Source organism: Streptomyces sp. NPDC002138 (assembly GCF_040296485.1).
In the GTDB taxonomy this organism is placed as follows: domain Bacteria; phylum Actinomycetota; class Actinomycetes; order Streptomycetales; family Streptomycetaceae; genus Streptomyces.
Genome location: NZ_JBEOXE010000015.1, coordinates 48374 through 71850, shown reverse-complemented (window position 1 = coordinate 71850; position 23477 = coordinate 48374). Strand labels below are relative to the sequence as shown.

The following is a 23477-nucleotide window of genomic DNA, read 5'->3' as shown; positions in this document are numbered from 1 at the left end:
CATCGCGGATCACCGCCGCGCTGCCCACGTGATGCCGGACACGCGCGCGATGCCGGACACGCGCGCGGGGGTGCGCGCCTGGCGGGCCGGGGCCGCGCGCCTGGCAGGCTTGGGGGATGCGCCCGCTCCCGTCCGCCGCCGTCGTGGCCACCGCCGTCGCCGCCGCCGCTGCCGTTTCCGCCCTGGTCCTGCTGCCGGGCGCCGCGTCCGCCGCGGGGTCCCCCGCGCCCGCTCCGGCGCCCGGGGCCTCGACCTTCACGATCTCCGATCCGCGGATCAAGGAGTCCAGCGGGCTGGCGGCCAGCAAGATCCATCCGGGGGTCTACTGGACGCACAACGACAGTGACGACGGGCCGTACGTGTACGCCGTCGACTCGGCCACCGGCCGTACGGTCGCCCGCGTCACGATGGCGGGCATCGGCGCCCCGCGCGACGTCGAGGCGATCTCGCTCGGCCCCGACGGGCAGCTCTACGTCGCGGACATCGGCGACAACCTGGGCGGCACCTGGGACCACGTGTGGATCTACCGCTTCCCGGAGCCCGCCCAGTTGGCCGATGTGACGGTCAAGCCGGTCCAGTTCACGGTGCGTTACGCGGACGGGCCCCGCAACGCCGAGGCGCTGATGGTCCATCCGGTGACCGGGCGGGTGTACATCGCGAGCAAGAGCGAGGACAAGGGCGGGCTGTACGAGGGGCCCGAGCAGCTGTCGGCATCGGGGAGCAACGAATTCCGCCGGATCGCGGACGTGCCGTGGGTGACCGACGGGGCGTTCTCGCCGGACGGCGGGAGCCTGACGCTGCGCGGGTATTTCTTCGCGCGGACCTTCCCGTGGAAGGACGGCAAGCCGCAGGGCGAGGGGGTCCGGGTGGACGCACCGTGGCAGGGGCAGGCGGAGTCGGTGACCTACACGCCGGACGGCAAGGTGCTGATGTTCGGCTCGGAGGGCGCGAACAGCCGGGTGGTGGCGGTCCCGGTGCCGGGCGCGGCGGCCGGCTCCCCGAAGCCGGGGTCCACCCCCTCCCCCGGCTCCCCGCCCTCGTCCGCGGCCCCGGCGGCCACCCGCGACGGGGGCGACTTCACGGTGGGCGCGATGGTCCTGGTCGCGGCCACGGCGATCGTCCTGGCCGGCAAGCGCCTGGTCGGCCGGGGGCGGCGCGGGGACTGAGAACGGGGGCCGGCGGGGGCCACCGCGCCCGCCCGCCCCGCCGCCCGGTCAGGCCTCCGGAGCCGCCTCGGGAGCCGCCTCCGGAGCCGGTTTCGGCCGGGTCCCCGGCGTCAGGGCGCCCGCGAGCCGGCGCATGCCCTCCGTGAGGTCCGCCGCCGTCGCGGCCGTCTCCGGGTTGAACCGCCACTGGAGCATCACGCCCGTCAGCATCGCCTGGTACAGCGCCCCCAGCGTCCGCACGTCGTCCTCGCCGAGGTCCTCCTCGGGGATGCCCGTGAACAGGGCGACCAGGCCGCGCCGCCCCTCCCCCTCCGAGGCCGACAGCATGGCGGCCAGCTCCGGCATCCGGTCCGGGGCGAGCGCGATCTCCGTGCTGGCCGCCCACATCGCGGTGAACTGGTCCTGGCGCCCGAGGATGCCCTCCCAGACCGAGGTGAAGCGGTCCAGCGTGCCGCCCTCGCCGGTCACGTCCGGGGTGACGGCGTCCCCCCACTCCTCCGCGAGCCTGATGAACGCCTGGATCAGCAGGGCGTCCTTGGAGCCGTAGTGGTAGCCGATCGAGGCCAGGTTCGCACCGGACGCATTGACGATGTCCCGCGCGGTCGTGCGCGCGAAACCCTTCTCGACCAGGCACTTCTTGGCGCCTTCGAGCAGATCTTCACGATGTCCCATGCCTGCAGCCTAACAAGACAACCGTCACAGACAAGCGTCACAGACATACGTTCAACACGATTGTTCTACACGTCCGTACTAGACAAGCGTTTATGACGCTTGTACATTACTGCTCATGACGAACCCCGCAGCACGTCTCGCAGGCCGCCGGGAATGGACCGCCTTCACCGTCCTCCTGCTCCCCCTGCTCCTGGTCTCGATGGACGTCTCCGTCCTCTACTTCGCGATCCCCTCCATCACCCAGGAGCTGGATCCCACCGCCACGCAGCAGCTGTGGATCTTCGACAGTTACGCCTTCGCCCTCGCCGGACTCCTCATCACCATGGGTTCGCTGGGCGACCGGATCGGCCGCCGCAAGCTGCTGCTGATCGGCGCGGCCGCCTTCGGGCTCGCCTCCGTCGGCGCCGCCTACGCCACCAGCGCCGAGATGCTGATCGCCGCCCGCGCCCTGCTCGGAGTCGGCGGCGCGACCCTGATGCCGTCCACGCTGGGGCTCGTACGCAACCTCTTCCAGGACGACAAGCAGCGCGGCCAGGCCATCGGCATCTGGTCCGGCGCGATGGCCGGCGGCATCGCGCTCGGCTCGGTCATGAGCGGGCTGATCCTGAGCCACTTCTGGTGGGGGTCGGTCTTCCTCATCAACGTCCCCGCGATGCTGCTCCTGCTGGTCCTGGTCCCCGTGCTCGTACCGGAGTTCAAGGACCCCGCCCCCGGCCGCTTCGACCTGCTCAGCGTCCCGCTCTCGATGGCCGCCGTGCTCCCCGTCGTCTACGGCCTCAAGGAGATCGCCGCGGAGGGCTTCGAGCCCCTGTACCTCGGCTGCCTCGCCGCCGGTCTGCTCTTCGGGTCCGTCTTCGTCCGCCGCCAGCTCACCCGCGACGACGCCATGATCAGCCGGGACCTCTTCCGGGGCCGCGGCTTCGCCGCCGGGGTCGCCTTCAACAGCATCGCCGCCTTCGTCATGATGGGCTCGGCGTACTTCACCACCCAGTACCTCCAGTCCGTCCTCGGCATGGGCACCCTCGAGGCCGCACTGTGGTCCCTGGCCCCCTCGGTCGCCGTCGGCGCCGCCGCCCCCGCATCCACCGCGCTCGGCCAGAAGTACGGCCGCCCCGTCGTCGTCGCCGGCGGATTCGCCGTCGGCGCCGCCGGGTTCACCCTCCTCGCCCTCACCGGCACCGACTCCCTCTGGCTGCTGCTGACCGGCGCCGGCGTCCTGGCCAGCGGCATCGTCGCCGTCATGTCGCTCGTCTCCGACATGGCCCTCGCCTCGGCACCCGCCGAGAAGGCCGGTTCGGCCGCCTCGGTCCTGGAGACCGGCAGCGAGTTCGGCGGGGCGCTCGGCATGGCCCTGCTGGGCAGCCTCAGCACGGCCGTCTACCGCGGCGACCTGGCCGACGCGCAGCCCGCCGTACGGGAGACGCTCGGCGGCGCCGCGGCCGTCGCCCACCAGATCGGCGGGCAGGCCGGGGAGACCGTACTGGCCGCCGCCCGCGAGGCGTTCGTCCACGGCATGCACACCGCCTCCTACGGCGCCGTCGCCCTGCTGCTGGCCGCCGCGCTCATCGCGGTGACCCGGGTCCGGCGCACGGAGGCAGCCCGGACCGCCGAACCGGAGCGGGCGGCCGAGGCCCTTGCCAACTGAACGGCGTACGTGACCGGCGTACGTGAGCCGAGCAGGCGAACGGATGGAACGGGCCCGGGGTCTCCCCGGGCCCTTCCCGCGTAACCTGCCGGTATGGATCAGGACATGGCGGGGATGACCGGACGGGTCACCGGCACGGTGGGGCCCGGACTCGTGGGCGAGGTCATCATCCGGATCCGGGGCGGGGCGGAGCACTTCCTGGCCTATCCGGCGCTGGACGAGCGGGATCCGATCCCCGTCGGGACGGTCGTCACGGTGGTCGAACACCTGCCGCCGCGCACGGTGTACGTCACCGCCGCCTACGTCGGCTGACCTTCCGTCGACCTGCCGCTGACCTCTCGCCGGGCCCGCGGCGGGACCGGTGCGTATCAAGATTGCGACAAGAGCGCGCCAGCGTCTTCACGCCACTGGCCGACAGGCGCAGACTCGCCCTCATCGGTGCCGCAACGGCACTGCACTAAGGGGGCGTTTGCCGATGGCTATCGGCGTCGTGGCGGGAGCGATCCTCGCCGCAATTCTCGTTCTGATCGGCCTGTTCAAGCTCATGTGGCGGGTGGCCGAACCGAACGAAGCACTTGTCATCTCCGGCTCCACGCACAAGACCGAGGGTCTCGGCGACGGCATGGGGTTCCGGATCGTCACCGGCCGCGGCACGCTCGTGCTGCCCGGTGTCCAGGCGGTACGGAAGCTGTCGCTGGACCTGAACGAGACCCAGTTGCTGGTGGACTGCGTGACCCACCAGGGCATCCCGCTCAAGGTCAAGGGCGTGGTGATCTTCAAGGTCGGGGACGACATGGTCTCGATCGCGAACGCGGCGCGGCGGTTCCTGGACCAGCAGAAGATGATCCCGGACCGCGTGCACATCGTGTTTGCCGGCCATCTGCGCTCCATCGTGGGCGGGCTGACGGTCGAGGACATGATCCGCGACCGCGAGAAGCTGACCGGGCAGACCCGGGCGGCCTGCGGCAGCGAGATGGAGAAGCTCGGCCTGATCGTCGACTCGCTCCAGATCCACGAGATCGAGGACCCGACCGGCTACATCAAGAACCTCGCGATGCCGCACGCGGCCGCCGTCCAGCGGGACGCGCGGATCGCCCAGGCGGATGCGAACCTGCTGGCGACCGAGGCCGAACAGGCCGCCTTCGCCCGCATGTCGGAGGCCACCCGGGACAGCGAGATCCTCCAGGCCGGCTACCAGGCCGAGCGGGACAAGGCCGCGGCCTCGGCCAAGCAGGCCGGACCGCTCGCGGACGCGGCCGCCCGCCAGGAGGTCGTCGTCCAGGAGACCCGGGTCGCCGAGCTGGAGGCCAACCGGCGCGAGCAGCAGCTCCAGGCGGACGTGCGCAAGCCCGCGGACGCCAAGGCCTACGAGCAGCGCACGCTCGCCGAGGCCGACCGCGACTCCCGGATCTCGGCCGCCCAGGCCAAGGCCCAGGAGACCGAACTGGCGGCTGCCGCCGAGGCCACCCGGGTCAGGACGGCCGCGGCGGCGGAGGCCCAGGCGACCGAGGCCCGCGGTCTGGCGGCGGCGAAGGCGACCCGGGCCACCGGTGAGGCCGAAGCCGCGGCGACGCAGGCCAAGGGCCTCGCGGACGCCGAGTGGGCGCGGGCCAGGGGGCTGGCGGAGGCGGACGCGGCGAAGGCCAAGGGTCTCGCCGAGGCCGAGTCCATCAAGGCGCGGGCGGCGGCCCTGGCGGAGAACCAGGAGGCCGTGGTCGCCCAGCAGCTGGCCGAGAACTGGCCGAAGATCGTGGAGGCGGGGGCGAGTGCGTTCGGGAACGTCGAGCACATGGTGCTGCTGAACGGGGCCGAGGGCATGTCGGAGATGTTCGCCAAGGCGCTCACGATGGGGGGTACCGGGCTGGGGCTCGCGCGGCAGCTCCTGTCGACGATGAACCAGGGGCAGGAGGAGGCGGCGAAGCCGAAGCACTCCGTGCCGGTCGCCGCGCCCTCGGTGAACGGCGTCCACCCGATCCCGATCACGGAGGACGCCCGCCCGTAACGCGACCCCACGCCGGGCACGCGGGCCCCCACGCCCCCGCGTTCCCGCCCCCGGGCGGCCACCCGTCCGGGGGCGGGGCGCCTCAAACGCCGGCGAGGCTGAGTTCGACCGTCCGCAGGACCCCCCTCCGGGAGCGCCTCAAACGCCGGCGAGGCTGAGTTCGACCGTCCGCCGGACTCCCCTCCGGGGGCGCCTCAAACGCCGGCGAGGCTGGAAGTGCCGCTGCGCGGCATCCAGCCCGCCCGGGCGGCCGACCGGCACCATCCCAAGCCCCGCCGGCGATTGAGGCGAACCCCGCAGGCGGCAGCGGGCCGCGCGGCGTTTCTCAGCCTCGCCGGCGTTTGAGGCGCCCCCGGAGGGCATACCGGGCCGCGCAGAGCAGCACACTTCAGGCGGCGCACCACCAGCCCGCCACGCGGCCGGGCATCTCAGCCCCGCCGACGATCGAGACGACCCGCGCAGGCGGCAGTCGGCCGCGTGGCCGGGCATCTCAGCCTCGCCGGCGTTTGAGGCGCCCCCGGAGGGCACACCGAGCCGCGCAGAGCAGCACACTTCAGGCGGCACCACACCAGCCGCCGCGCGGCCGGGCATCTCAGCCCCGCCGACGATTGAGGCGCCCCCCGGAGGGCGCGCCGGGCCGCGCGGGCCAGGCGGTATCCGCGCCCGCCCCCTCGGTCAGGAGTGGCCCAGGTCCGACGGGGGGAGGTCCTCGGCGGGGAGGGAGGGAGAGGTCGGGGTCGGGCGGAGGGGGAAGTCGTCCGAGGCCATCGAGTCGAGCACCGGCGGCGCAGGCCGCATCGGCACCGGCATGACCGCCGCCTCGGAATGCCCCCCGCACCCGTACGACAGGGACACGAGCCGCCCATCGGCCGGACCGAACTCGTTCGCGCACACCCCGAAGGCCTGCCCCAGCGAGCCACCGATCGCGACCAGGAACCCGCAGGACACGCACGACGCGGGCGCCGCCTGCGCCATCGGGGTCTTCGCCCCGAAGGACTCGTCCCAGCGGTCGGCCGCCGTGTGCAGCCCGTAGCGCGACAGCACGCGCGCCCGCCGCATGCCGAGCTCCTCGGCCACGGAGGTGATCGACCCGCGCACCGGCACCACCGGCACCACCGCGCGGTCCGCGACGTCCGTGATGTCGGCGTCTTCCGCCTCGACGAGCTCGGCCATCTCCCCCGACACCACGGAGTTCGGCGGCGGCGCGTCCTCGCCGGACCAGCCCGGCTCCAGCCGCAGATCCTCGGCATCGGTGGGCAGCAGGTCGCCCGGCCCCATGTCACCCGGCCGCAGCCGCTCGCTCCACGGCACCCACTCGGGTGCCAGCAGCGCGTCGGAGCCGGGGAGCAGCACCGTTTCGTCGAGGGTGACGTTCTTCGCGCGGGAGGCGCGGGTCACCGTGACGGCCCAGCGCCAGCCGCGGTAGCCCGGCTCCTTGGCCTCGAAGTAGTGGGTGACGACCCGGTCGCCCTCCGCCACCGCGGAGACGTGCTCTCCCACCACTCCGGGGTAGGCGGCCTCCTCGGCCGCCGCCCGGGCGAGTTCTACCGCCTCGACGCACAGGCGGTCAGGGGTACGCGGGGTACGGCTTCGCGTCGTCGCAGCACTCACTGGTCTCGTTCTCTCCTACGCCGTCTCACGTGTGCGCCGTCCGTACTGTCGTCCACAACGACCCGTCGGTGCTGTCCGTACGTGGCGCGGGCGGAGCGGACCAGAGGGCCGCGTCGACGTCCGCACCCGATCGGCCTCGGGCGCACCTAGCGCGATCCATTCTGCGGGATCGCGAAGAGGCGCGCGGCCAAGAGCAACCGCCGGTGGCGCGCTACGCACGCTACCTCTTCTTGGGGCCTGGGCCCACATGCAAGTCCGATTCGCGGACGCCCGGCTCCCCCCGGTTCGCGCCGAGAGCGTGCCGGGAGGGGTTCCCGGGGGCCTCGTGGGGCACTATGGCGAGATGGCACCCGTACGGTCGTCCGATGACGGCTCGGGACCGGTCCGGAGGGCCGGCCGGGCATTCGGGCGTGCCCTGCACCTGCCGATCACGGGTACGGCTCGTGGGATCCGGCGGGCCACGCACGCCCACGGAGCCGGTGAGTCGGGCCTCGGCAAGCTGATCGAGCTGCACGCGATCAACGGCGCCGGTGACGTGATGATCACAGTGGCGCTCGCCTCGACGGTCTTCTTCTCCGTCCCCACCGACGAGGCCCGCGGCCGGGTCGCGCTCTACCTCGCCATCACGATGGCCCCCTTCACCCTCCTGGCCCCCGTCATCGGCCCGCTGCTGGACCGGTTGCCGCACGGCCGCCGGGCCGCGATGGCCGCGGCGATGCTGACCCGGGCGCTGCTCGCCGTGATGATGTCGGGCGCGGTGGCGACGGGCGGGCTGGAGCTGTATCCGGCGGCGCTGGGGGTGCTGGTCGCGTCCAAGGCGTACGGGGTGGTGCGCAGCGCGGTCGTGCCCCGGCTGCTCCCGCCCAAGTTCTCACTCGTCAAGGCGAACTCCCGGGTGACGCTGGCCGGTCTGCTGGCCACCGGGGCCGCAGCGCCGGTGGGTGCGGCCCTGCACGCGATCGGGCCCGGGTGGCCGCTGTACGGGGCCTGCGCGATCTTCGTCGCCGGTACCTTCGCCGCGCTCCGGATGCCCCACAAGGTGGACGACGCGAAGGGCGAGCGGCGGGCCCGCCTCTCCACCCACGAGGCGCACTCGCGCAAGCCCGGGCTGCGGACGGTCAGCAAGTCGGTGCTGTGCGGGCTGCTGGCGAATGCCGCCATGCGCGGGCTGTCCGGGTTCCTGATCTTCTTCTTGGCGTTCCTGCTGCGCGAGCACCCGCTCGCCGGGCAGACCGCGGCTGTCTCGCTGGGGATCGTGGGCGTCTCGGCGGGGGTGGGCAACGCGTGCGGGACGGCGGTCGGCGCGTGGCTGCGGGCCCGCGCGCCGGAGACGATCATCGCCGTGGTGCTGTGCGTCACGCTGGGCGTCGCGGTGGTGGCGGCGGTCTTCTTCTCCGGGGTGCTGATGGCGGTGCTGGGCGCGACGGCGGGCTTCTGCCAGGCGCTGGCCAAGCTGTCGCTGGACGCGATGATCCAGCGGGACGTGCCGGAGGCGGTGCGTACGTCGGCCTTCGCGCGCTCGGAGACGCTGCTGCAGGTGGCCTGGGTGCTGGGCGGGGCGATCGGGATCGCGCTCCCGCTGCACGGGACGCTGGGGATGGCGGTGGCCGCGGTCATCGTCGCGCTGGGCACGGTGATGGCCGTACGCGGCCTGCTGGCCTCCCCCCGCCACCACCCGGGCGCCTCCTCCCGGCCCCGGGTGGCCTAGCCGCGTCCCCAACCTCACTGGGCAATGCACCTAGCCGGCCCTGCCGTCGTACGTACGCCTCAGGCGACCAGCATCGCCGCGACGACGGGGGCGGCGTAGAGGAGCGGGAAGGGCACGTGGGCGTAGGAGCGGGCGCGCAGGACGGTCACGACGGCGCCGCTGAAGTAGAGGACGAGGCCGATGGCGGCCAGGGTGCCCACGAGCGGCACGAACAGCCCGGCCAGGATCCCGACGGCGCCCGCGGCCTTGGCGGCGCCGAGCCACGGCCACCAGGCCTCGGGGACCTCGTAGGCGATCAGCGGCTCGACGACCCAGGCCGTACGGGTGAGCAGGGAGAAGGCGGAGAAGCCGACCATCAGGGCGGCGACCAGGGTGACGACGAGGTGTGCGGTGGACATCGGAGGCTCCTCGGAAGGTGCGGGCTGCTGGGGCGTGCTCTTCACTCCACTGACCCGCCGCGGCACCCGGATGTGACACCCCGGCGGAACTTTCTTTCCCCGGCGGGCGCGCGGGCGGCCCGCCAGGGGACCCGGTGCGGGGCGCGGGCGCGGTGGCCCGATAGCCTTCGGCTCATGACCGCACCGCTTTTCTCGGGTAGGGCCCGCCGCAGTGTCGCGGCCCTCGGAGCCGTTTCCGCCGGCCTCCTCGTCCTCTCCGCCTGCGACAAGCCGACGCCGCTGGCGACCGTGACGGTCGGCAGCTCGTCGGTGTCCGCCCAGGCCTCCTGCAAGCTCAGGGACTCGGAGAAGGAGCTGTCGGACGCGCGCGTCCAGGAGTGCCTCGACGATTCCAAGGGCGTGAAGAACGTCCAGTCCATCGACTACACCGCCGGGGACACCCTGCGTCTGGGCGTCGAGCCCGACGTCGTGGAGGGCGGCAAGAAGTGGCTGGCCGCCGTCGGCAGCCAGCGCCTCGGTGACCTCACGTCGAACACCTACCAGAGCTTCCCCGGCCTGAACCCGTTCTCCGCCGGTGGCCAGGGTGCTCCCGCCGCCCCGGTCGACGCCCAGGCGATCCACATCATCGAGCTGAGCAAGGACGGCAAGCCCACCTCCGTCTGGACCTTCAACCTCAAGCTCAAGAAGTAGCCGTTCGCGTGCGCGCGCTCATCGTGACCGCGGTGGCGGCGGAGGCCGACTCCGTCCTCGCTGGTCTCACCCCTCATCCGGACCCCTCCGGGTCACCTGAGCCGCGCACGCTTCCCGGCGGGTACCTCATCACCCGGCGGGACCTGCCCGGCCTCGCCCTCGACGTCCTCGTCGGCGGGGTCGGCCCGGCCGCCGCCGCGGCGGCCACCGCCACCGCGCTCGCGACCTCCCTCGCGGGCGCGCCCGGCCCGGACGGCCCCCGCCCCTACGGCCTCGTCGTCAGCGCCGGGATCGGCGGCGGCTTCCAGCCCGCCGCCGCGGTCGGCTCGCTCGTCGTCGCGGACGCCCTCGTCGCCGCCGACCTGGGGGCCGAGACCCCCGACGGCTTCCTGGACGTCCGCGAGCTCGGCTTCGGCCACACGGTGCACCTGCCGCCCGCCGAACTGGCCGCGCTGGCCGCCGAGGTGACGGGCGCCCTGCTCGCACCGGTGCTCACCGTGTCCACCGTCACCGGCACCGCCGAGGGCGCCGCGCGGCTCGCCGCCCGGCACCCGCTCGCGGGGGCCGAGGCGATGGAGGGCTTCGGGGTCGCCGAGGCCGCCGCCGCGCACGGGCTGCCGGTACTGGAGATCCGCGCCGTGTCCAACGCCGTGGGCCCGCGCGACCGCGCCGCGTGGCGGATCGGGGAGGCGCTCGATGCGCTCACCGGGGGCTTCCGCGCGCTGGGGCCCGTACTCGCGAACTGGGGAGAACGTCAGCATGCGCAGCGATGAACCGCTCAAGGACGCGCCGTCCCAGGACGGGCCCGCGACCGACGGGCTCTCGCACGAGGGGCCGCTGAGGATCGCCTACTCACCCTGCCCCAACGACACCTTCGTCTTCGACGCGTGGGCGCACGGCCGGGTGCCGGGCGCGCCCGCGCTGGACGTGACCTTCGCCGACATCGACATCACCAACGGCATCGCCGAGCGCGGCCCGGACGCCCCCGCGGACCGGGACGGCCTGGCCGGGCTGGACGTGCTCAAGGTGTCGTACGCCGTGCTGCCCTGGGTGCTCGACGAGTACGCCCTGCTGCCCTGCGGCGGGGCGCTGGGCCGCGGCTGCGGGCCGCTGGTCCTGACCCGCGAGCCGGGCGTGGACCTGACCGGCAAGACCGTGGCCGTGCCGAGCGAGCGCTCCACCGCCTACCTGCTCTTCCGGCTGTGGGCGGCCGACGTGCTGCCCGGCCCGGTGGGCGAGGTCGTGGTGCTGCCGTTCCACGAGATCATGCCCGCGGTGCGCGAGGGCCGGGTGGACGCCGGACTGGTGATCCACGAGGCGCGGTTCACCTACCGGGACTACGGGCTGCACTGCCTGGCCGACATGGGCGAGCACTGGGAGTCCACGACCGGGCTGCCGATCCCGCTGGGCGCGATCATCGCCCGGCGCTCGCTGGGCGCCGAGGCGCTGCGGGCGCTGGCCGAGGCGGCCCGTACGTCGGTGCGGATGGCGTGGGACGACCCGGAGGCGTCCCGTCCGTACGTGCGGGCGCACGCGCAGGAGCTGGATCCGGCGGTCGCCGACCAGCACATCGGGCTGTACGTCAACGAGTTCACGGCGGACCTGGGCGAGGCCGGGTACGCGGCGGTGCGCGGGCTGCTGACCCGGGCGGCGGCGGAAGGGCTGGTCCCGGCGATCGCGCCCGGGGCGCTCGACTTTCCCTGAGGCCGGGCCGGCCACGCCGTTCCCGGACGCGGCCGTGCCCCGGTCCCCGCGAGGAGCGGGGGCCGGGGCACGGCCGTTCGGTCAGAGCGGTCGAACGCCGGACGCCGGGCGTCAGATGCCGGACGCCAGGCGCCGGACGTCAGGCGCCGGACGTCAGACGTCGAGCTGGTCGGCCACCGCGCGCAGCATGCCCGCGATCTTCGTGCCGTGCCCCTTCTCGGGGTAACGGCCGCGCTCCAGCTGCTGCGTGACGTTCTCGAGCAGGGTCGTCAGGTCCTGGACGATCGAGGCCAGTTCGTCGGGCTTGCGGCGCTGCGCGGCCGCGACCGACGGCGCCGGATCGAGCACCGTCACGGAGAGGGCCTGGTCTCCCCGCTGGCCCGCGACCACGCCGAACTCCACGCGCTGGCCGGGCTTGAGCGCGTCGAGCCCGTCGGGCAGGACCGACGAGTGGACGAAGACGTCGCCGCCGTCGTCGCGGGAGAGAAAGCCGAAGCCCTTCTCGCTGTTGAACCACTTGACCTTGCCGGTAGGCACGTCCGTCCTCTGTCCTTGTGCTCGTCGGGTGTGGCGGGTCATCTGTGACCTGCCACCCTCAAGGCTAATGGGCGGGGTCGGGCTGACAAGGCGTCCCCCGGTCCTTCCTGCAGTGCCCCTTCGGCCAGGGAACTACCCTGGTGAGGTGACTCCCACTCCCCATCACGAAAAAGCGCGGCCCGACGAAGCGCGGCCCGGCGACGCATTGGTCAAGGCCGGCGGCATCGTGTTCATCCTGGGCGCCATGGCGACCCTCGCGACGATGGCCCCGCTGTTCCTGCACACCCGGCCGTTCCCTTCGTGGGCGTGGGCCGTCTGCATGCTCATGGGCGTCGGCTTCGCGATCGCGGCCGCCGGTGTGCTCCGCTCGGCCGCCGCCCAGCGCCGCGCCGCGCGCCTCGCGCAGGCGGCGGCCGCCGCGCGGACGTCCGCCCCGACGTCCGCGTAGACGTCCGCGTAGACGTCCGCCCAGGCGGCTTCGGCTCAGACTTCCTGAACCACCGCGGCCGTCTCCGCCGCCTCCGGGCGCGTACGGACGTACTCCGCCAGCCAGGCCGGCAGCGCGGTAAGGTCCGCCAGGATCACGTCCGCGCCGGCCGCGCGCAGCTCCGGCTCGGGGCACGGTCCGGTCGGCACCGCCACCGACAGCGCGCCCGCCGTGCGCGCCCCGCGTACGTCGCCCACGTGGTCCCCGACGTAGACCTGCGCCCCGTACTCGCGCAGCGCGACCGCCTTCGCCTCCGCCCACAGCCAGCCGATCACCGCGTCGGGCTCGATGCCCAGGTGCGCCAGGTGCAGCCGGGCGTTGGGCTCGTGCTTCGCCGTGACCACGATGGCCCGGCCGCCGAGCGCGCGCACCGCCTCGACCGCCTCGCGCGCTCCGCGCATCGCCGGGGTCGGCTCGATGGCGTACGCGGGGTAGATCTCCCGGTACCGGTCGGCCATCTGCGCGATCCGGTCCTCGGGGAACCAGTTCGCCAGCTCCTCGTCCAGCGGCGGCCCGAGCCGGGTGACCGCCTCCGCGGCGTCGATCCACGTCCCCGTCTCCGCGGACAGGGCCTCGTACGTGGCCTTGATGCCGGGGCGGGAGTCGATGAGCGTCATGTCGAGGTCGAAGCCGACCGTGAAGGCGTGCGGGGCGGGGGCTGTGGCCGGGGCTGTGGCGGGGGCTGTGGCGGGGGAGGTCATGCCCTCCATTGTGCCGAGGTCGGGCAAACGTGGGGGAACGTACACTTAGGCTTGCCTTACCGGATCATGAAATCGGGTGAGATGTCAGCCCCCGGGGCGGGTTATCGGCGGCGGGAGCGCCAGGCCAGGTACAGGGCCGAGGCTACGGCGGCGCCGCGGACCAGCCAGGGCCACATGCCCTGGAACGCCTCGCCGAGCTGCGCATCGGCGAGGGGGTCACCCCAACGATGGTTCAGGCGACCCCACACCCACACCACGGCCCCCGCGAACACCACCCCCGGCAGCCCGAACACCACCCACTTCTTCTCGGCCGGCCCGAGCACCCGCGAGGCATAGGCCAGCAGCCAGCCCAGCCCGAGCAGCACCCAGTACCCACTGACCACACCCACCGTCAGCAGCAGCGCGGCGATGAGCAGGAAGGCATGCGGCTTGGCCCGCACGACCGCCGCCGCCTCGGGCGCCACGGGCGCGGCCGCGGCCGCCGCCTCCTTCTTGAGGCGCCGCCGCTCCCGCAGCGCCCGCACCACCGCCCGCGAACGCGACCCGCCCCCCGCGCCCGCATCCTTGGCGGCGGCCTCGGCCGCCTCGTCCTCCTCCGCCGGGACCTTGAACAGGTCGGGCAGGTCCGGCATCTCGATGCCGCCCGCGAACCCCTCGACCTGCGGCCCGGCCCCGTACGGCCCCGGCGCGACCCGCCACCAGTCCGGCTCGGCGGACCCGCCCCCGTCCGGCCCGAGTTCGTCCAGCCCGGCCAGGTGCGGCGACGCGGCACCGGGCGAGGCCGCCGTAGGCCCGGCGGCGGGCGCGGCGGGCGCGGCGGGCGAGGACGACGACGCGGGGCGGGGCGCCGGTACGGACTTGCGCCCCAGCAACCGCCCCGGCCCCCGCTGCACGGGTACGCCGGCCCCCGCCTCCGGAGCCGCCGCCCGCGCCGGGCGGGACTCCCCGCTCCCCGACCCCTCCGCCAGCGCGTCCAGGATCTCCTCGGGGCTGCCGATCCGGTCGAGGATGCGCCGCACGGCGGCCGGGGTGTCCGGGTCGTACTTGGCGCGGCGCCGGTCGATCTCGTCCCGCAGCCCCGACACCAGCCGCATCCGCTCGCCCGACGGCAGGTGGCGACGCTGGGCCAAGTCGCCGACCCGGCTCAGATATTCGTAGACCAGATGGTCGCTCTCGATCCCCACGCCCCGGCTCCTCCCGTACCGCCTCGTCGAAAGGTAGCGCGTGCGCCCGTGGAGCGGCCGCGTACGCAGCGGATAACGTGGACCGGATGGGGACCGGCCGACGACCGGCCGACGCGACCAGGAGGCGACCGTGCCCGAGGCAAGCACCGCAGGGAGCGCTCCGCGTTCCCTGGCAGAGGCGCTGCGCGCCCGTGACGACGCCGCGCTCGCCGCTCTGCTGCGCGCCCGGCCGGACCTGTTGAGCCCGGTCCCGGGGGACGTCACCCAGCTGGCGACCCGGGCCGGGACCCGCGCGTCGGTGGTGCGCGCCCTCGAGCACCTGGACCGGTTCTCGCTGCAGAGCGCCGAGGCACTGGCGGTGGCCCCGGATCCGTGCCCGTACGAGGTACTGGAGTCGCTGCTGACCGGCACCGCCCCGGCGGGCGAGGACGACCGCGCCCCGGCCGCCGATGCGGTGCGGGCCGCGCTGCCCGGCGCCCTGCGCACCCTGCGCGACCAGGCCCTCGTGTGGGGCGGCGAGGATTCGCTGCGACTGGTGCGCACCGCACGCGAGTTGCTCGCCCCTTCCGCGTCCCGGCCCTCCCCCACCGGGCTCGGCCCGACCGTCGCCGAGGCCACCGCGGGCATGTCCCCGGGCCGGGTCCAGGAGATCGTGCTGGCCGCCGGGCTGCCGGCCACCCACGACCCGGTGTCCGCGGTATCCGCGCTGACCTCGCTGTTCACCGACGGGGAGCGGATGTCGGCGCTGCTCGACGAGGCGCCCGCCGAAGCCCATCAGGTGCTGGGCCGCCTCGTGTGGGGGCCGCCGTACGGGGAGGTGACCGCGCAGCCCACCCCGCCCGTGCGCTGGCTGCGCGACCGCGGGCTGCTGCTGCCCGCCTCGACGCGTACGGTCGTGCTCCCCCGGGAGGTCGCCCTGCACCTGCGGGGCGGGCTGGCCCACCGCACGGTGGAACCCGTGGCCCCGCCGGTGCCCGCCGCGCGCGAGCACCGTCCACAGCTTGTGGACGCGAACGCGGCCGGGCAGGCGCTCGCCGCGCTGTCCACGGTCGAGGAGCTCGTCAAGTACTGGGAGCACACCGGGCCCGCCGTGCTGCGCGCGGGCGGCCTCGCCGTCCGGGACCTCAAGCGGACCGCCGCCGCTCTGGACACCACCGAGTCCCTCACCGCCTTCTGGATCGAACTCGCCTACGCCGCCGGTCTGCTGGCGAGCGACGGCGAGGCCGACGAGCGGTACGCGCCGACGCCCGCCTTCGACTCCTGGGTCGAACTCCCGCCCGCCGAGCGGTGGTCGGCGCTGGCCGCCGCCTGGCTCCCGGCGACCCGCACGGCCGCGCTGGCCGGGGAGCAGGACGCCAAGGGCCGCACGCTGTCCGTCCTCGGCCCCGACCTGGACCGCAGCGCCGCCCCCGAGGTGCGCCGCCGGGTCCTGGAACTCCTCGCCGCGCTGCCCGAGGGCGGCTCCGCCGACCCGGACGCGCTGCTCGCGCGGCTCGCCTGGGAGCGCCCGGTGCGCGGGACCAGCGAGCTGCGGGCCCGCCTCGCGCACTGGACGCTGACGGAGGCGGAGCTGCTCGGGGTGACCGGGCGCGGGGCACTCTCCGCCCCCGGCCGCGCGCTGCTCGCGCACGAGGATCCGGCGCCGCTGCTGGCTCCGCTGCTGCCGGAGCCGGTGGACCACGTCCTGCTCCAGGCCGACCTGACGGCCGTCGCGCCGGGCCCGCTGCGCCGCCCGCTCGGGGACGTACTGGCCGTGCTCGCCGACGTGGAATCCAAGGGCGGGGCGACGGTGTACCGGTTCACGCCCGGGTCCGTGCGCCGGGCCCTGGACGCCGGGCGGACCGCCTCCGACCTGCACGCCTTCCTGGCCGAGCACAGCCGCACGCCGGTACCGCAGCCGCTGACCTACCTGATCGACGACGTGGCGCGGCGACACGGGCACCTGCGGGTGGGCGCGGCCTCCTCCTACGTCCGCTGCGACGACGACGCGGTGCTCGGCGAACTCCTCGCCGACAAGCGCTCGGCCGGCCTCGGGCTGCGCCGCCTCGCGCCGACCGTCCTGGCCGCGCAGGCCGAACCGGGCGCGCTGCTCGACGGGCTGCGGGCGATGGGCTACGCCCCGGCCGCCGAATCCCGCACCGGTGACGTGCTGGTGGCCCGGGCCGACGCCCACCGCACACCCCGGCGCGCCGCGCCCGTACCCGTCCCGGACGGGCCGCCGGTGCCGGACCGGACCCTGCTGAGCGCGGCGGTACGGGCGATCCGCGCGGGCGACCTGGCGGCGACGGCGGTCCGCAAGGAGCCCGCGCCCTCCGCCACCGCGTCCGCCGTGCCCGGCGAACTGCCGCGCACCAGCGCCGCGGAGACGCTGGCGACGGTGCAGGCGGCGGCGCTGACCGGCACGGCGGTGTGGATCGGGTACGTGAACGCGGACGGCGCGGCCAGCCAGCGCGTGATCGCACCGGTCCGGGTCGAGGGCGGCTTCGTCACCGGCTACGACCACACCGCGGACGAGGTCCGCACCTACGCCCTGCACCGGGTCACGGGCGTGGCCGAACTGGCCGACGACCAGCTGTGAACCGTCCCGGGCGACCGGGCGGGGGGCGAAAACCGCTGGCCGGACGGCCTGACGGACCGCGATCCTGACCCCATGTCCCAGATGGCTCCGACCTCCGCAGAACCGACCGCCCCGGAACCGACCGCCCCGGAACCGACCCGCCGGATCCGCGCCGCCCACACCGCCGGCACGATCACCGTGTACCAGGCCTACTCTCCGCGACTGGGCCTCCCGGCCGCCCGCGACGGCCGCTTCCCGCCCGACTGGAAGCGGGACCGGATGACCTGGATCAAGCCGTCCTTCCTGTGGATGATGTACCGCTGCGGCTGGGGCACCAAAGAGGGCCAGGAGACGGTGCTCGCCGTGGAGATCACCCGGGCCGGCTTCGACCACGCCCTGCGCCGCGCCTGCCTGTCCCACTACAAGTCCGGCATCCACCCCGACCACACCGCCTGGCGGCACGCGCTGCGCTCCGCCCCGGCCCGCGTCCAGTGGGACCCGGAGCGGGACCTCCACCTGAACCCCCTGCCGCACCGCTCGCTCCAACTGGGCCTGTCCGGGCCCACGTCGCGCGCCTACGCCGACGAGTGGACGGTCTCCATCCGCGACGTCACCCCACTGGCCCGCGAGATCCACGCCCTCGTCCGGGCCGGGGACGACGACGCGGCGCGCGCCCTGCTCCCCGTCGAGACCGTCTATCCGGCGGGCCCTCTGGCCCACCTGGGCGCCTGACCGGCTCGCCGGATCCGCGCACCCGCCGCCGACGTGTCCGGGCGAGCCCGATCCCGCCGAACCCCCACACCAGGCGGGGGATACGGCAGACTGGAGGTTTGGCCGTCCGCGCCCGGGCTGCCACACCGCCGGAAAGGGACGCTCTTGAACGGGCCTCTGATCGTCCAGAGTGACAAGACCCTCCTGCTCGAGGTCGACCACGAACTGTCCGCCGCCGCGCGGCGGGCCATCGCGCCCTTCGCCGAGCTGGAGCGGGCGCCCGAGCACATCCACACCTACCGGATCACCCCGCTCGGCCTGTGGAACGCCCGGGCGGCCGGGCACGACGCCGAGCAGGTCGTGGACGCGCTCGTCGAATTCTCCCGGTACCCGGTGCCGCACGCGCTGCTCGTCGACGTCGCCGAGACCATGGCCCGCTACGGGCGCCTCACCCTCACCAAGCACCCCGTGCACGGGCTGGTCCTGACCAGCACGGACCGGCCGGTGCTGGAGGAGATCCTGCGGTCCAAGAAGATCGCTCCGCTGGTCGGGGCGCGGCTCGACGCCGACACCGTCGCCGTGCACCCCTCCGAGCGCGGGCAGATCAAGCAGACCCTGCTCAAGCTGGGCTGGCCGGCCGAGGACCTCGCCGGGTACGTCGACGGTGAGGCGCACCCGATCGAGCTGGCCGAGGACGGCTGGGCGCTGCGCCCCTACCAGCAGCAGGCAGTCGAGGGCTTCTGGCACGGGGGCTCGGGCGTGGTCGTGCTGCCCTGTGGCGCGGGCAAGACGCTGGTGGGCGCCGGGGCCATGGCGCAGGCCAAGGCGACCACGCTGATCCTGGTCACGAACACCGTCTCGGCCCGTCAGTGGAAGCACGAGCTGATCAAGCGGACCTCGCTCACCGAGGAGGAGATCGGCGAATACTCGGGCACCCGCAAGGAGATCCGCCCGGTCACGATCGCGACGTACCAGGTCCTGACGACGAAGCGGAAGGGCATCTATCCGCACCTGGAGCTGTTCGACTCCCGGGACTGGGGCCTGATCGTCTACGACGAGGTGCACCTGCTGCCCGCGCCCGTCTTCAAGTTCACGGCGGACCTGCAGGCACGCCGGCGGCTCGGTCTGACGGCGACGCTGGTCCGCGAGGACGGCCGCGAGTCCGACGTCTTCTCGCTGATCGGCCCCAAGCGGTTCGACGCGCCGTGGAAGGAGATCGAGGCGCAGGGCTACATCGCCCCGGCCGACTGCGTCGAGGTGCGGGTCAATCTCACCGAGACCGAGCGGCTCGCCTACGCGACCGCCGAGACGGAGGAGAAGTACCGCTTCTGTGCGACGACCGCGACGAAGCGGAAGGTCACCGAGGCGCTGGTGCGCAAGCACCAGGGGGAGCAGACGCTGGTCATCGGTCAGTACATCGACCAGCTCGACGAGCTGGGCGAGCACCTGGACGCGCCCGTCATCAAGGGCGAGACCTCGAACGCGCAGCGGGAGAAGCTGTTCAACGCCTTCCGCGAGGGCGAGATCAGCGTGCTGGTCGTCTCGAAGGTCGCGAACTTCTCGATCGACCTCCCGGAGGCGACGGTCGCCATTCAGGTGTCGGGCACCTTCGGCTCCCGCCAGGAGGAGGCACAGCGCCTCGGCCGCGTGCTGCGCCCGAAGGCGGACGGCCACGAGGCCCGCTTCTACTCGGTGGTGGCCCGCGACACGATCGACCAGGACTACGCCGCCCACCGCCAGCGGTTCCTGGCCGAACAGGGCTACGCCTACCGGATCATGGACGCCGACGAGCTGCTGGCCAGCGACTAGCCGGTCCGGAAGCCGGGGCCGCCAGGTCCGCCGGGGCCGCCGGGGCCGCCGGGGCCCCTGGGGTGCGTCGTCAGCGACGTATGACTCCGGCGTCCTCGCCGTATTCGCCGAGGAGGACCACGCTCACGGCGGTCCCGGCGAAGATCTTCGCCGCCCGGAGCAGCCCGCCCTTGCGGCGCTGCCCGGGGTGGACGGCCTCGGCCGCCCGCGCGGTGTGGAGCTCGGAGGCGAGGGACGTGGGAGAGGTGGACGAAGGAGTGGTGGTGGCGCCGCGGGAGTGGCGGCCCTGGGTCGGGGTGAAGGTTGCGGTGCTCATGTACCCATGGTCCGATTTCTCCGCGGATATCACATCGCTCTCCGGAGGGAACCTCACGCCCTCCCGTCTCCTCCTCACGATGCACGGCAACCCCTAGGGCCTCTGCCCAAGGTCTGACACTCCCCCGTATGACACGGGCCCTCTCCCGTATGACACAGGACCCTGCTCCCCCCGATAAAACCCGTTCGCACACCCTGCCCGCGCTGGCTAGAATCTCCGCTCTTGCCGCCTCCCCTCCCGCCGTCGCTCCACCACGCCGCCGGGGAGAGCCACCGTCCGCTCGGAAACCGGACGGTCCGATCACAGAGATCAGCAGCTGGAGGCAGTTCCGTGTCCGCAGGCAGCACCGTGTCCGCCGATCCACTCGCCCGTGAACGGGCCCATCTCTCCGCGTCCCGTTCCGCGCTGCGCGCCATGCGCGAGGACGTCGAGTCCCTCGACATCCGCGACGTCACCGCGAACTGGGTCAACGCGATCGTCCTGCAGGCGCAGATCGACGACCGCATCAAGACCCTCGCGGACCTCGCGCACACCCCGCTCTTCTTCGGCCGCCTCAACTACCTGCACGCGCCCGGCGCCGACCTGGCCGAAGGCGCGGAGGGCGAGCAGTTCTACATCGGCCGCCGCCACGTCCACGACGCGGGCGGCGACCCGATGGTCATCGACTGGCGCGCGCCCGTCTCGCAGCCCTTCTACCGCGCCTCCAGGACCGACCCGCAGGACATCGCGCTGCGCCGCCGCTTCGGTTACACGGGCGGCGAGCTGACGGCGTACGAGGACGAGCACCTCTCCGACCCCGCCGAGGCGTCCGCCGTCAGCAAGCTGCTCCAGCAGGAGATCGAGCGGCCGCGCGTCGGCCCGATGCGGGACATCGTCGCCACGATCCAGCCGGAGCAGGACGAGATCGTACGGTCGGACCTCGGCGGATCGGTCTGCGTCCAGGGCGGCCCCGGCACCGGGAAGACGGCCGTGGGCCTGCACCGCGTCGCCTACCTCCTCTACGCGCACCGCGACCGGCTCGCCCGCACCGGCACCCTGGTCATCGGGCCGAACCGTTCCTTCCTCCACTACATCGAGCAGGTCCTTCCGGCCCTCGGCGAGCTGGAGGTCAAGCAGGCGACGGTCGACGACCTGGTGGCCCGCCCGGGCGGCCCCGAGGTCCGGGGCGCCGACCCGGCCCCGACCGCCGTCGTCAAGGGCGACGCCCGGATGGCGGAGGTCCTGCGCCGGGCGGTACGGGCGCACGTCACGCCGCCGACCGAGCCGCTGATGGTGGTCCGCGGCTCGCGGCGCTGGCGGGTCCCGGCGTACGAACTCGCCGAGATCGTCGAGGAACTCCAGAACCGCGACATCCGTTACGGCGCCGCCCGCGACGCGCTCCCGCAGCGCATCGCGCACACCGTGCTCGTCCGGATGGAGCAGGCGGGCGAGGCCCCCGACGACCGCGTGCAGGACGCGGTGGCCCGCAACCCGGCCGTCAAGGCGGCCGTCAAGCAGATGTGGCCGCCGGTGGACCCGGCGAAGCTCGTACTGCGGCTGCTCGCCGAGCCGGAGTTCCTCGCGGAGCACGCCGAGGGGGTGCTCACGGAGGACGAGCAGAAGCTGCTGGTGTGGCCGAAGCCGTACCGCAGCGTGAAGGCCGCGAAGTGGTCCCCGGCCGACCTGGTCCTCATCGACGAGGCGAACGACCTGGTGGAGCGTACGCATTCGCTCGGTCACGTCGTCCTCGACGAGGCGCAGGACCTGTCGCCGATGCAGTACCGGGCGGTGGGGCGGCGCTGTACGACGGGCTCGGCGACGGTACTGGGCGACCTGGCCCAGGGGACCACGCCGTGGGCCACGCAGAGCTGGGCGGAGGCGCTGGGGCACCTGGGCAAGCCGGCGGCGGTGCTGGAGGAGCTGACGGCCGGTTTCCGCGTGCCGCGCGAGGTGATCGCGTACGCGTCGCGGCTGCTGCCGGAGATTTCGCCCGGGCTGGCGGCCGTGTCCTCGGTGCGTGAGACGCCGGGGTCGCTGTCCGTGCGGGCAGTGGGCGCGCCGGAGGAGCTCACCGCGGCCGTGGTGGCGGCGTGCCGGGAGGCGCTCGCGCACGAGGGGTCGATCGGGGTGATCGCCGCGGACGCGCGGGTCGGGGGGCTGGGGGAGGCGTTGGCGGGGGCCGGTCTGCCGTATCTGGAGCCGGGGGAGGAGACCACGGCCGAGTCTCGGCTGACGCTGGTGCCGGCGTCGTTGGCGAAGGGTCTGGAGTACGACTACGTCGTGCTGGAGGAGCCCGCGGCGATCGTGTCCGGCGAGCCGGACGAGCGGACGGGGCTGCGCCGCCTGTACGTCTGCCTGACCCGAGCCGTCTCAGGCCTGACAACCCTCCACGCAGCCCCCCTCCCAGCGGCCCTGGCGTAGGCATCCAGGCCCGGGGCGGCCACATCCAGCCCCGCCGGCGTGTGAGGCGTGCCCCCGGAGGGCCAACGGGCCGCAGGACGACACCGGGCCCCGCCCCGCGACAAGGTGGCTGAGGTGAGCTGGCCGCCTGCGGCTTGCCTGCCCTCCGGGGGCGCCTCAAACGCCGGCGGGGCTGAAGGATGCGGCGCCGAGGCTGTCGCGGCGGGCAGGTGCGGGGCTGAAGGGTGCGGGGCTGAGGGTGCGGCGCCGTGGCTGGGGGGTGCGGCGCCGTGGCTTCACGTGGCGGGGCTGGGGGGCGGCTCGCAGGCGACCGCGGCGCCGCCACATCCAGCCCCGCCGGCGATTGAGGCGCCCCCGGGGGGCCAACGGGCCGCAGCGCGGGCCCCCGGCAACGGGCCCCGGTCAGCTCAGGGCCGTGCGCCATTCCGCTACCGCCGACGCGGTGACCGGGGTCGACCAGCCGTTCGGGCGGGCCGCGCCGCCGATGTGGAAGGCGTCCAGGCCCGCCGCGCGGAGCTGCGGGAGGTGGTGGAGGCCGAGGCCGCCGCCGACCAGGATCCGCGCCCCGTACCCCGGCTCACCCCGCCGCGCCTGCTCCGCCAGGAGGGTCGGCAGCCCGAGGTCCACCCCACCCGCGGCACCCGCCGTCAGGTACGTGTCCAGGCCCGGCAGATCCGCGAGCGCCTTGCGCAGGCCGTCCCGGTCCGCGGCCCGGTCGATGGCCCGGTGGAAGGTCCACCGGCAGCCGTCCAGCTCCGCCACCAGCGCCTCGACCGCGGCGAGGTCCACGCCCCCCTCGGGGTTCAGGAAGCCGAGTACGAATTCCTCCGCCCCCTCCGCCCGCAGCCCCCGCGCCGCCGCGACCAGCTCCTCGAGGTCACCGGCCGCGAACCCGTCGGCCAGCCGCAGCATCACGCGCAGGGGGATGTCCACGGCCGCCCGGATCGCCGCGAAGGTCGCGCGCGGCGGGGTGAGCCCGTCGGCGGCCATGTCGGTGACCAGTTCGAGACGGTCCGCCCCACCGGCCTGGGCCGCGACCGCGTCCTCGACGTCGAGGGCGATCACCTCCAGGAGCGCACGGTTGCTCATTTGACCCCATCCTTCGGATTGCCGCTCGTATGACGCGTATGACTGGTACGACTGGTATGGAAAATAGGTCTAGTCCAATATCCAGGGTAC

General features: G+C 74.1%; 21 protein-coding genes. 13 read left to right on the top strand and 8 right to left on the bottom strand.

From position 1 onward, the window contains the following. The first annotated feature begins 116 nt into the window (after nt 1-116). Entirely contained in the window at nt 117-1166 is a 1050-nt protein-coding gene (locus ABT084_RS12805) for a WD40 repeat domain-containing protein (RefSeq protein WP_351041753.1), read from the top strand. Nucleotides 1167-1214: 48 nt separating this feature from the next. On the opposite strand, the gene ABT084_RS12800 is transcribed toward ABT084_RS12805, so the two are convergent. Further along, nucleotides 1215-1838, bottom strand: a complete 624-nt coding sequence (locus ABT084_RS12800; protein ID WP_351041750.1) for a TetR/AcrR family transcriptional regulator — start codon at nt 1836-1838, stop codon at nt 1215-1217. Nucleotides 1839-1953: 115 nt separating this feature from the next. Between ABT084_RS12800 and ABT084_RS12795 the strand changes: the two genes are divergently transcribed. From ABT084_RS12795 to ABT084_RS12785, 3 genes are all read left to right on the top strand, one after another. Further along, nucleotides 1954-3483 (top strand): MFS transporter, encoded by a 1530-nt coding sequence (locus ABT084_RS12795; RefSeq protein ID WP_351041748.1) that lies wholly within the window; start codon nt 1954-1956, stop codon nt 3481-3483. A gap of 105 nt (nt 3484-3588) precedes the next feature. Next, entirely contained in the window at nt 3589-3795 is a 207-nt protein-coding gene (locus ABT084_RS12790) for an NfeD C-terminal domain-containing protein (RefSeq protein WP_502968921.1), read from the top strand. 163 nt (nt 3796-3958) lie between these two features. Next, complete coding sequence (locus ABT084_RS12785; RefSeq protein WP_351041743.1) at nt 3959-5485, top strand: flotillin family protein; 1527 nt, start codon at nt 3959-3961, stop codon at nt 5483-5485. A gap of 675 nt (nt 5486-6160) precedes the next feature. Here the strand turns inward: ABT084_RS12785 and ABT084_RS12780 are convergent. Then, nucleotides 6161-7096 carry a DUF3027 domain-containing protein gene (locus ABT084_RS12780; RefSeq protein ID WP_351041741.1) on the bottom strand — a complete coding sequence of 312 codons (936 nt, stop codon included), beginning with the start codon at nt 7094-7096 and terminating at the stop codon, nt 6161-6163. Between the two features lie 343 nt (nt 7097-7439). On the opposite strand from ABT084_RS12780, the gene ABT084_RS12775 reads away from it, so the two are divergent. Further along, nucleotides 7440-8804 (top strand): MFS transporter, encoded by a 1365-nt coding sequence (locus tag ABT084_RS12775; protein WP_351041739.1) that lies wholly within the window; start codon nt 7440-7442, stop codon nt 8802-8804. 59 nt (nt 8805-8863) lie between these two features. Here the strand turns inward: ABT084_RS12775 and ABT084_RS12770 are convergent, their stop codons facing one another. Beyond that, complete coding sequence (locus ABT084_RS12770; RefSeq protein ID WP_351041737.1) at nt 8864-9202, bottom strand: DoxX family protein; 339 nt, start codon at nt 9200-9202, stop codon at nt 8864-8866. A gap of 174 nt (nt 9203-9376) precedes the next feature. Here ABT084_RS12770 and ABT084_RS12765 point away from each other — a divergent pair, with 174 nt between their 5' ends. From ABT084_RS12765 to ABT084_RS12755, 3 genes are all read left to right on the top strand, one after another. Next, the gene (locus ABT084_RS12765; RefSeq protein ID WP_351041735.1) at nt 9377-9892 is read left to right on the top strand and encodes a DUF2771 domain-containing protein; all 516 of its coding nucleotides are present in this window, start codon (nt 9377-9379) and stop codon (nt 9890-9892) included. An 8-nt stretch (nt 9893-9900) separates the two neighbouring features. Next, a complete protein-coding gene (locus tag ABT084_RS12760; protein WP_351041733.1) occupies nt 9901-10665 on the top strand; it encodes a futalosine hydrolase in 765 nt (254 codons plus the stop codon). Nucleotides 10666-10735: 70 nt separating this feature from the next. Next, complete coding sequence (locus ABT084_RS12755; protein ID WP_351041882.1) at nt 10736-11596, top strand: 1,4-dihydroxy-6-naphtoate synthase; 861 nt, start codon at nt 10736-10738, stop codon at nt 11594-11596. A gap of 153 nt (nt 11597-11749) precedes the next feature. Here the strand turns inward: ABT084_RS12755 and ABT084_RS12750 are convergent, their stop codons facing one another. Next, nucleotides 11750-12133 carry a cold-shock protein gene (locus ABT084_RS12750; protein ID WP_351041732.1) on the bottom strand — a complete coding sequence of 128 codons (384 nt, stop codon included), beginning with the start codon at nt 12131-12133 and terminating at the stop codon, nt 11750-11752. Between the two features lie 145 nt (nt 12134-12278). Between ABT084_RS12750 and ABT084_RS12745 the strand changes: the two genes are divergently transcribed. After that, a complete protein-coding gene (locus tag ABT084_RS12745; RefSeq protein WP_351041729.1) occupies nt 12279-12581 on the top strand; it encodes a hypothetical protein in 303 nt (100 codons plus the stop codon). A 35-nt stretch (nt 12582-12616) separates the two neighbouring features. On the opposite strand, the gene ABT084_RS12740 is transcribed toward ABT084_RS12745, so the two are convergent. After that, on the bottom strand, nt 12617-13321 hold the full coding sequence (locus tag ABT084_RS12740; protein WP_351041726.1) for an HAD family hydrolase: 705 nt from the start codon (nt 13319-13321) through the stop codon (nt 12617-12619). A gap of 101 nt (nt 13322-13422) precedes the next feature. Then, on the bottom strand, nt 13423-14505 hold the full coding sequence (locus tag ABT084_RS12735; protein WP_351041723.1) for a hypothetical protein: 1083 nt from the start codon (nt 14503-14505) through the stop codon (nt 13423-13425). Between the two features lie 130 nt (nt 14506-14635). Between ABT084_RS12735 and ABT084_RS12730 the strand changes: the two genes are divergently transcribed. The 3 genes from ABT084_RS12730 to ABT084_RS12720 all read left to right on the top strand — a co-directional run bounded on the left by ABT084_RS12730 (nt 14636) and on the right by ABT084_RS12720 (nt 19582). After that, a complete protein-coding gene (locus ABT084_RS12730) occupies nt 14636-17083 on the top strand; it encodes a helicase-associated domain-containing protein (protein WP_351041720.1) in 2448 nt (815 codons plus the stop codon). Nucleotides 17084-17164: 81 nt separating this feature from the next. Next, on the top strand, nt 17165-17794 hold the full coding sequence (locus tag ABT084_RS12725; RefSeq protein ID WP_351041880.1) for a DUF4291 domain-containing protein: 630 nt from the start codon (nt 17165-17167) through the stop codon (nt 17792-17794). A gap of 144 nt (nt 17795-17938) precedes the next feature. Then, on the top strand, nt 17939-19582 hold the full coding sequence (locus tag ABT084_RS12720; RefSeq protein ID WP_351041717.1) for a DNA repair helicase XPB: 1644 nt from the start codon (nt 17939-17941) through the stop codon (nt 19580-19582). Between the two features lie 70 nt (nt 19583-19652). On the opposite strand, the gene ABT084_RS12715 is transcribed toward ABT084_RS12720, so the two are convergent. After that, nucleotides 19653-19898, bottom strand: a complete 246-nt coding sequence (locus ABT084_RS12715; RefSeq protein WP_351041714.1) for a hypothetical protein — start codon at nt 19896-19898, stop codon at nt 19653-19655. A gap of 330 nt (nt 19899-20228) precedes the next feature. Here ABT084_RS12715 and ABT084_RS12710 point away from each other — a divergent pair, with 330 nt between their 5' ends. Continuing rightward, on the top strand, nt 20229-22298 hold the full coding sequence (locus ABT084_RS12710) for a HelD family protein (RefSeq protein WP_502968915.1): 2070 nt from the start codon (nt 20229-20231) through the stop codon (nt 22296-22298). Nucleotides 22299-22700: 402 nt separating this feature from the next. On the opposite strand, the gene ABT084_RS12705 is transcribed toward ABT084_RS12710, so the two are convergent. After that, entirely contained in the window at nt 22701-23387 is a 687-nt protein-coding gene (locus tag ABT084_RS12705; protein ID WP_351041711.1) for a copper homeostasis protein CutC, read from the bottom strand. Between the last annotated feature and the right edge of the window lie 90 nt (nt 23388-23477).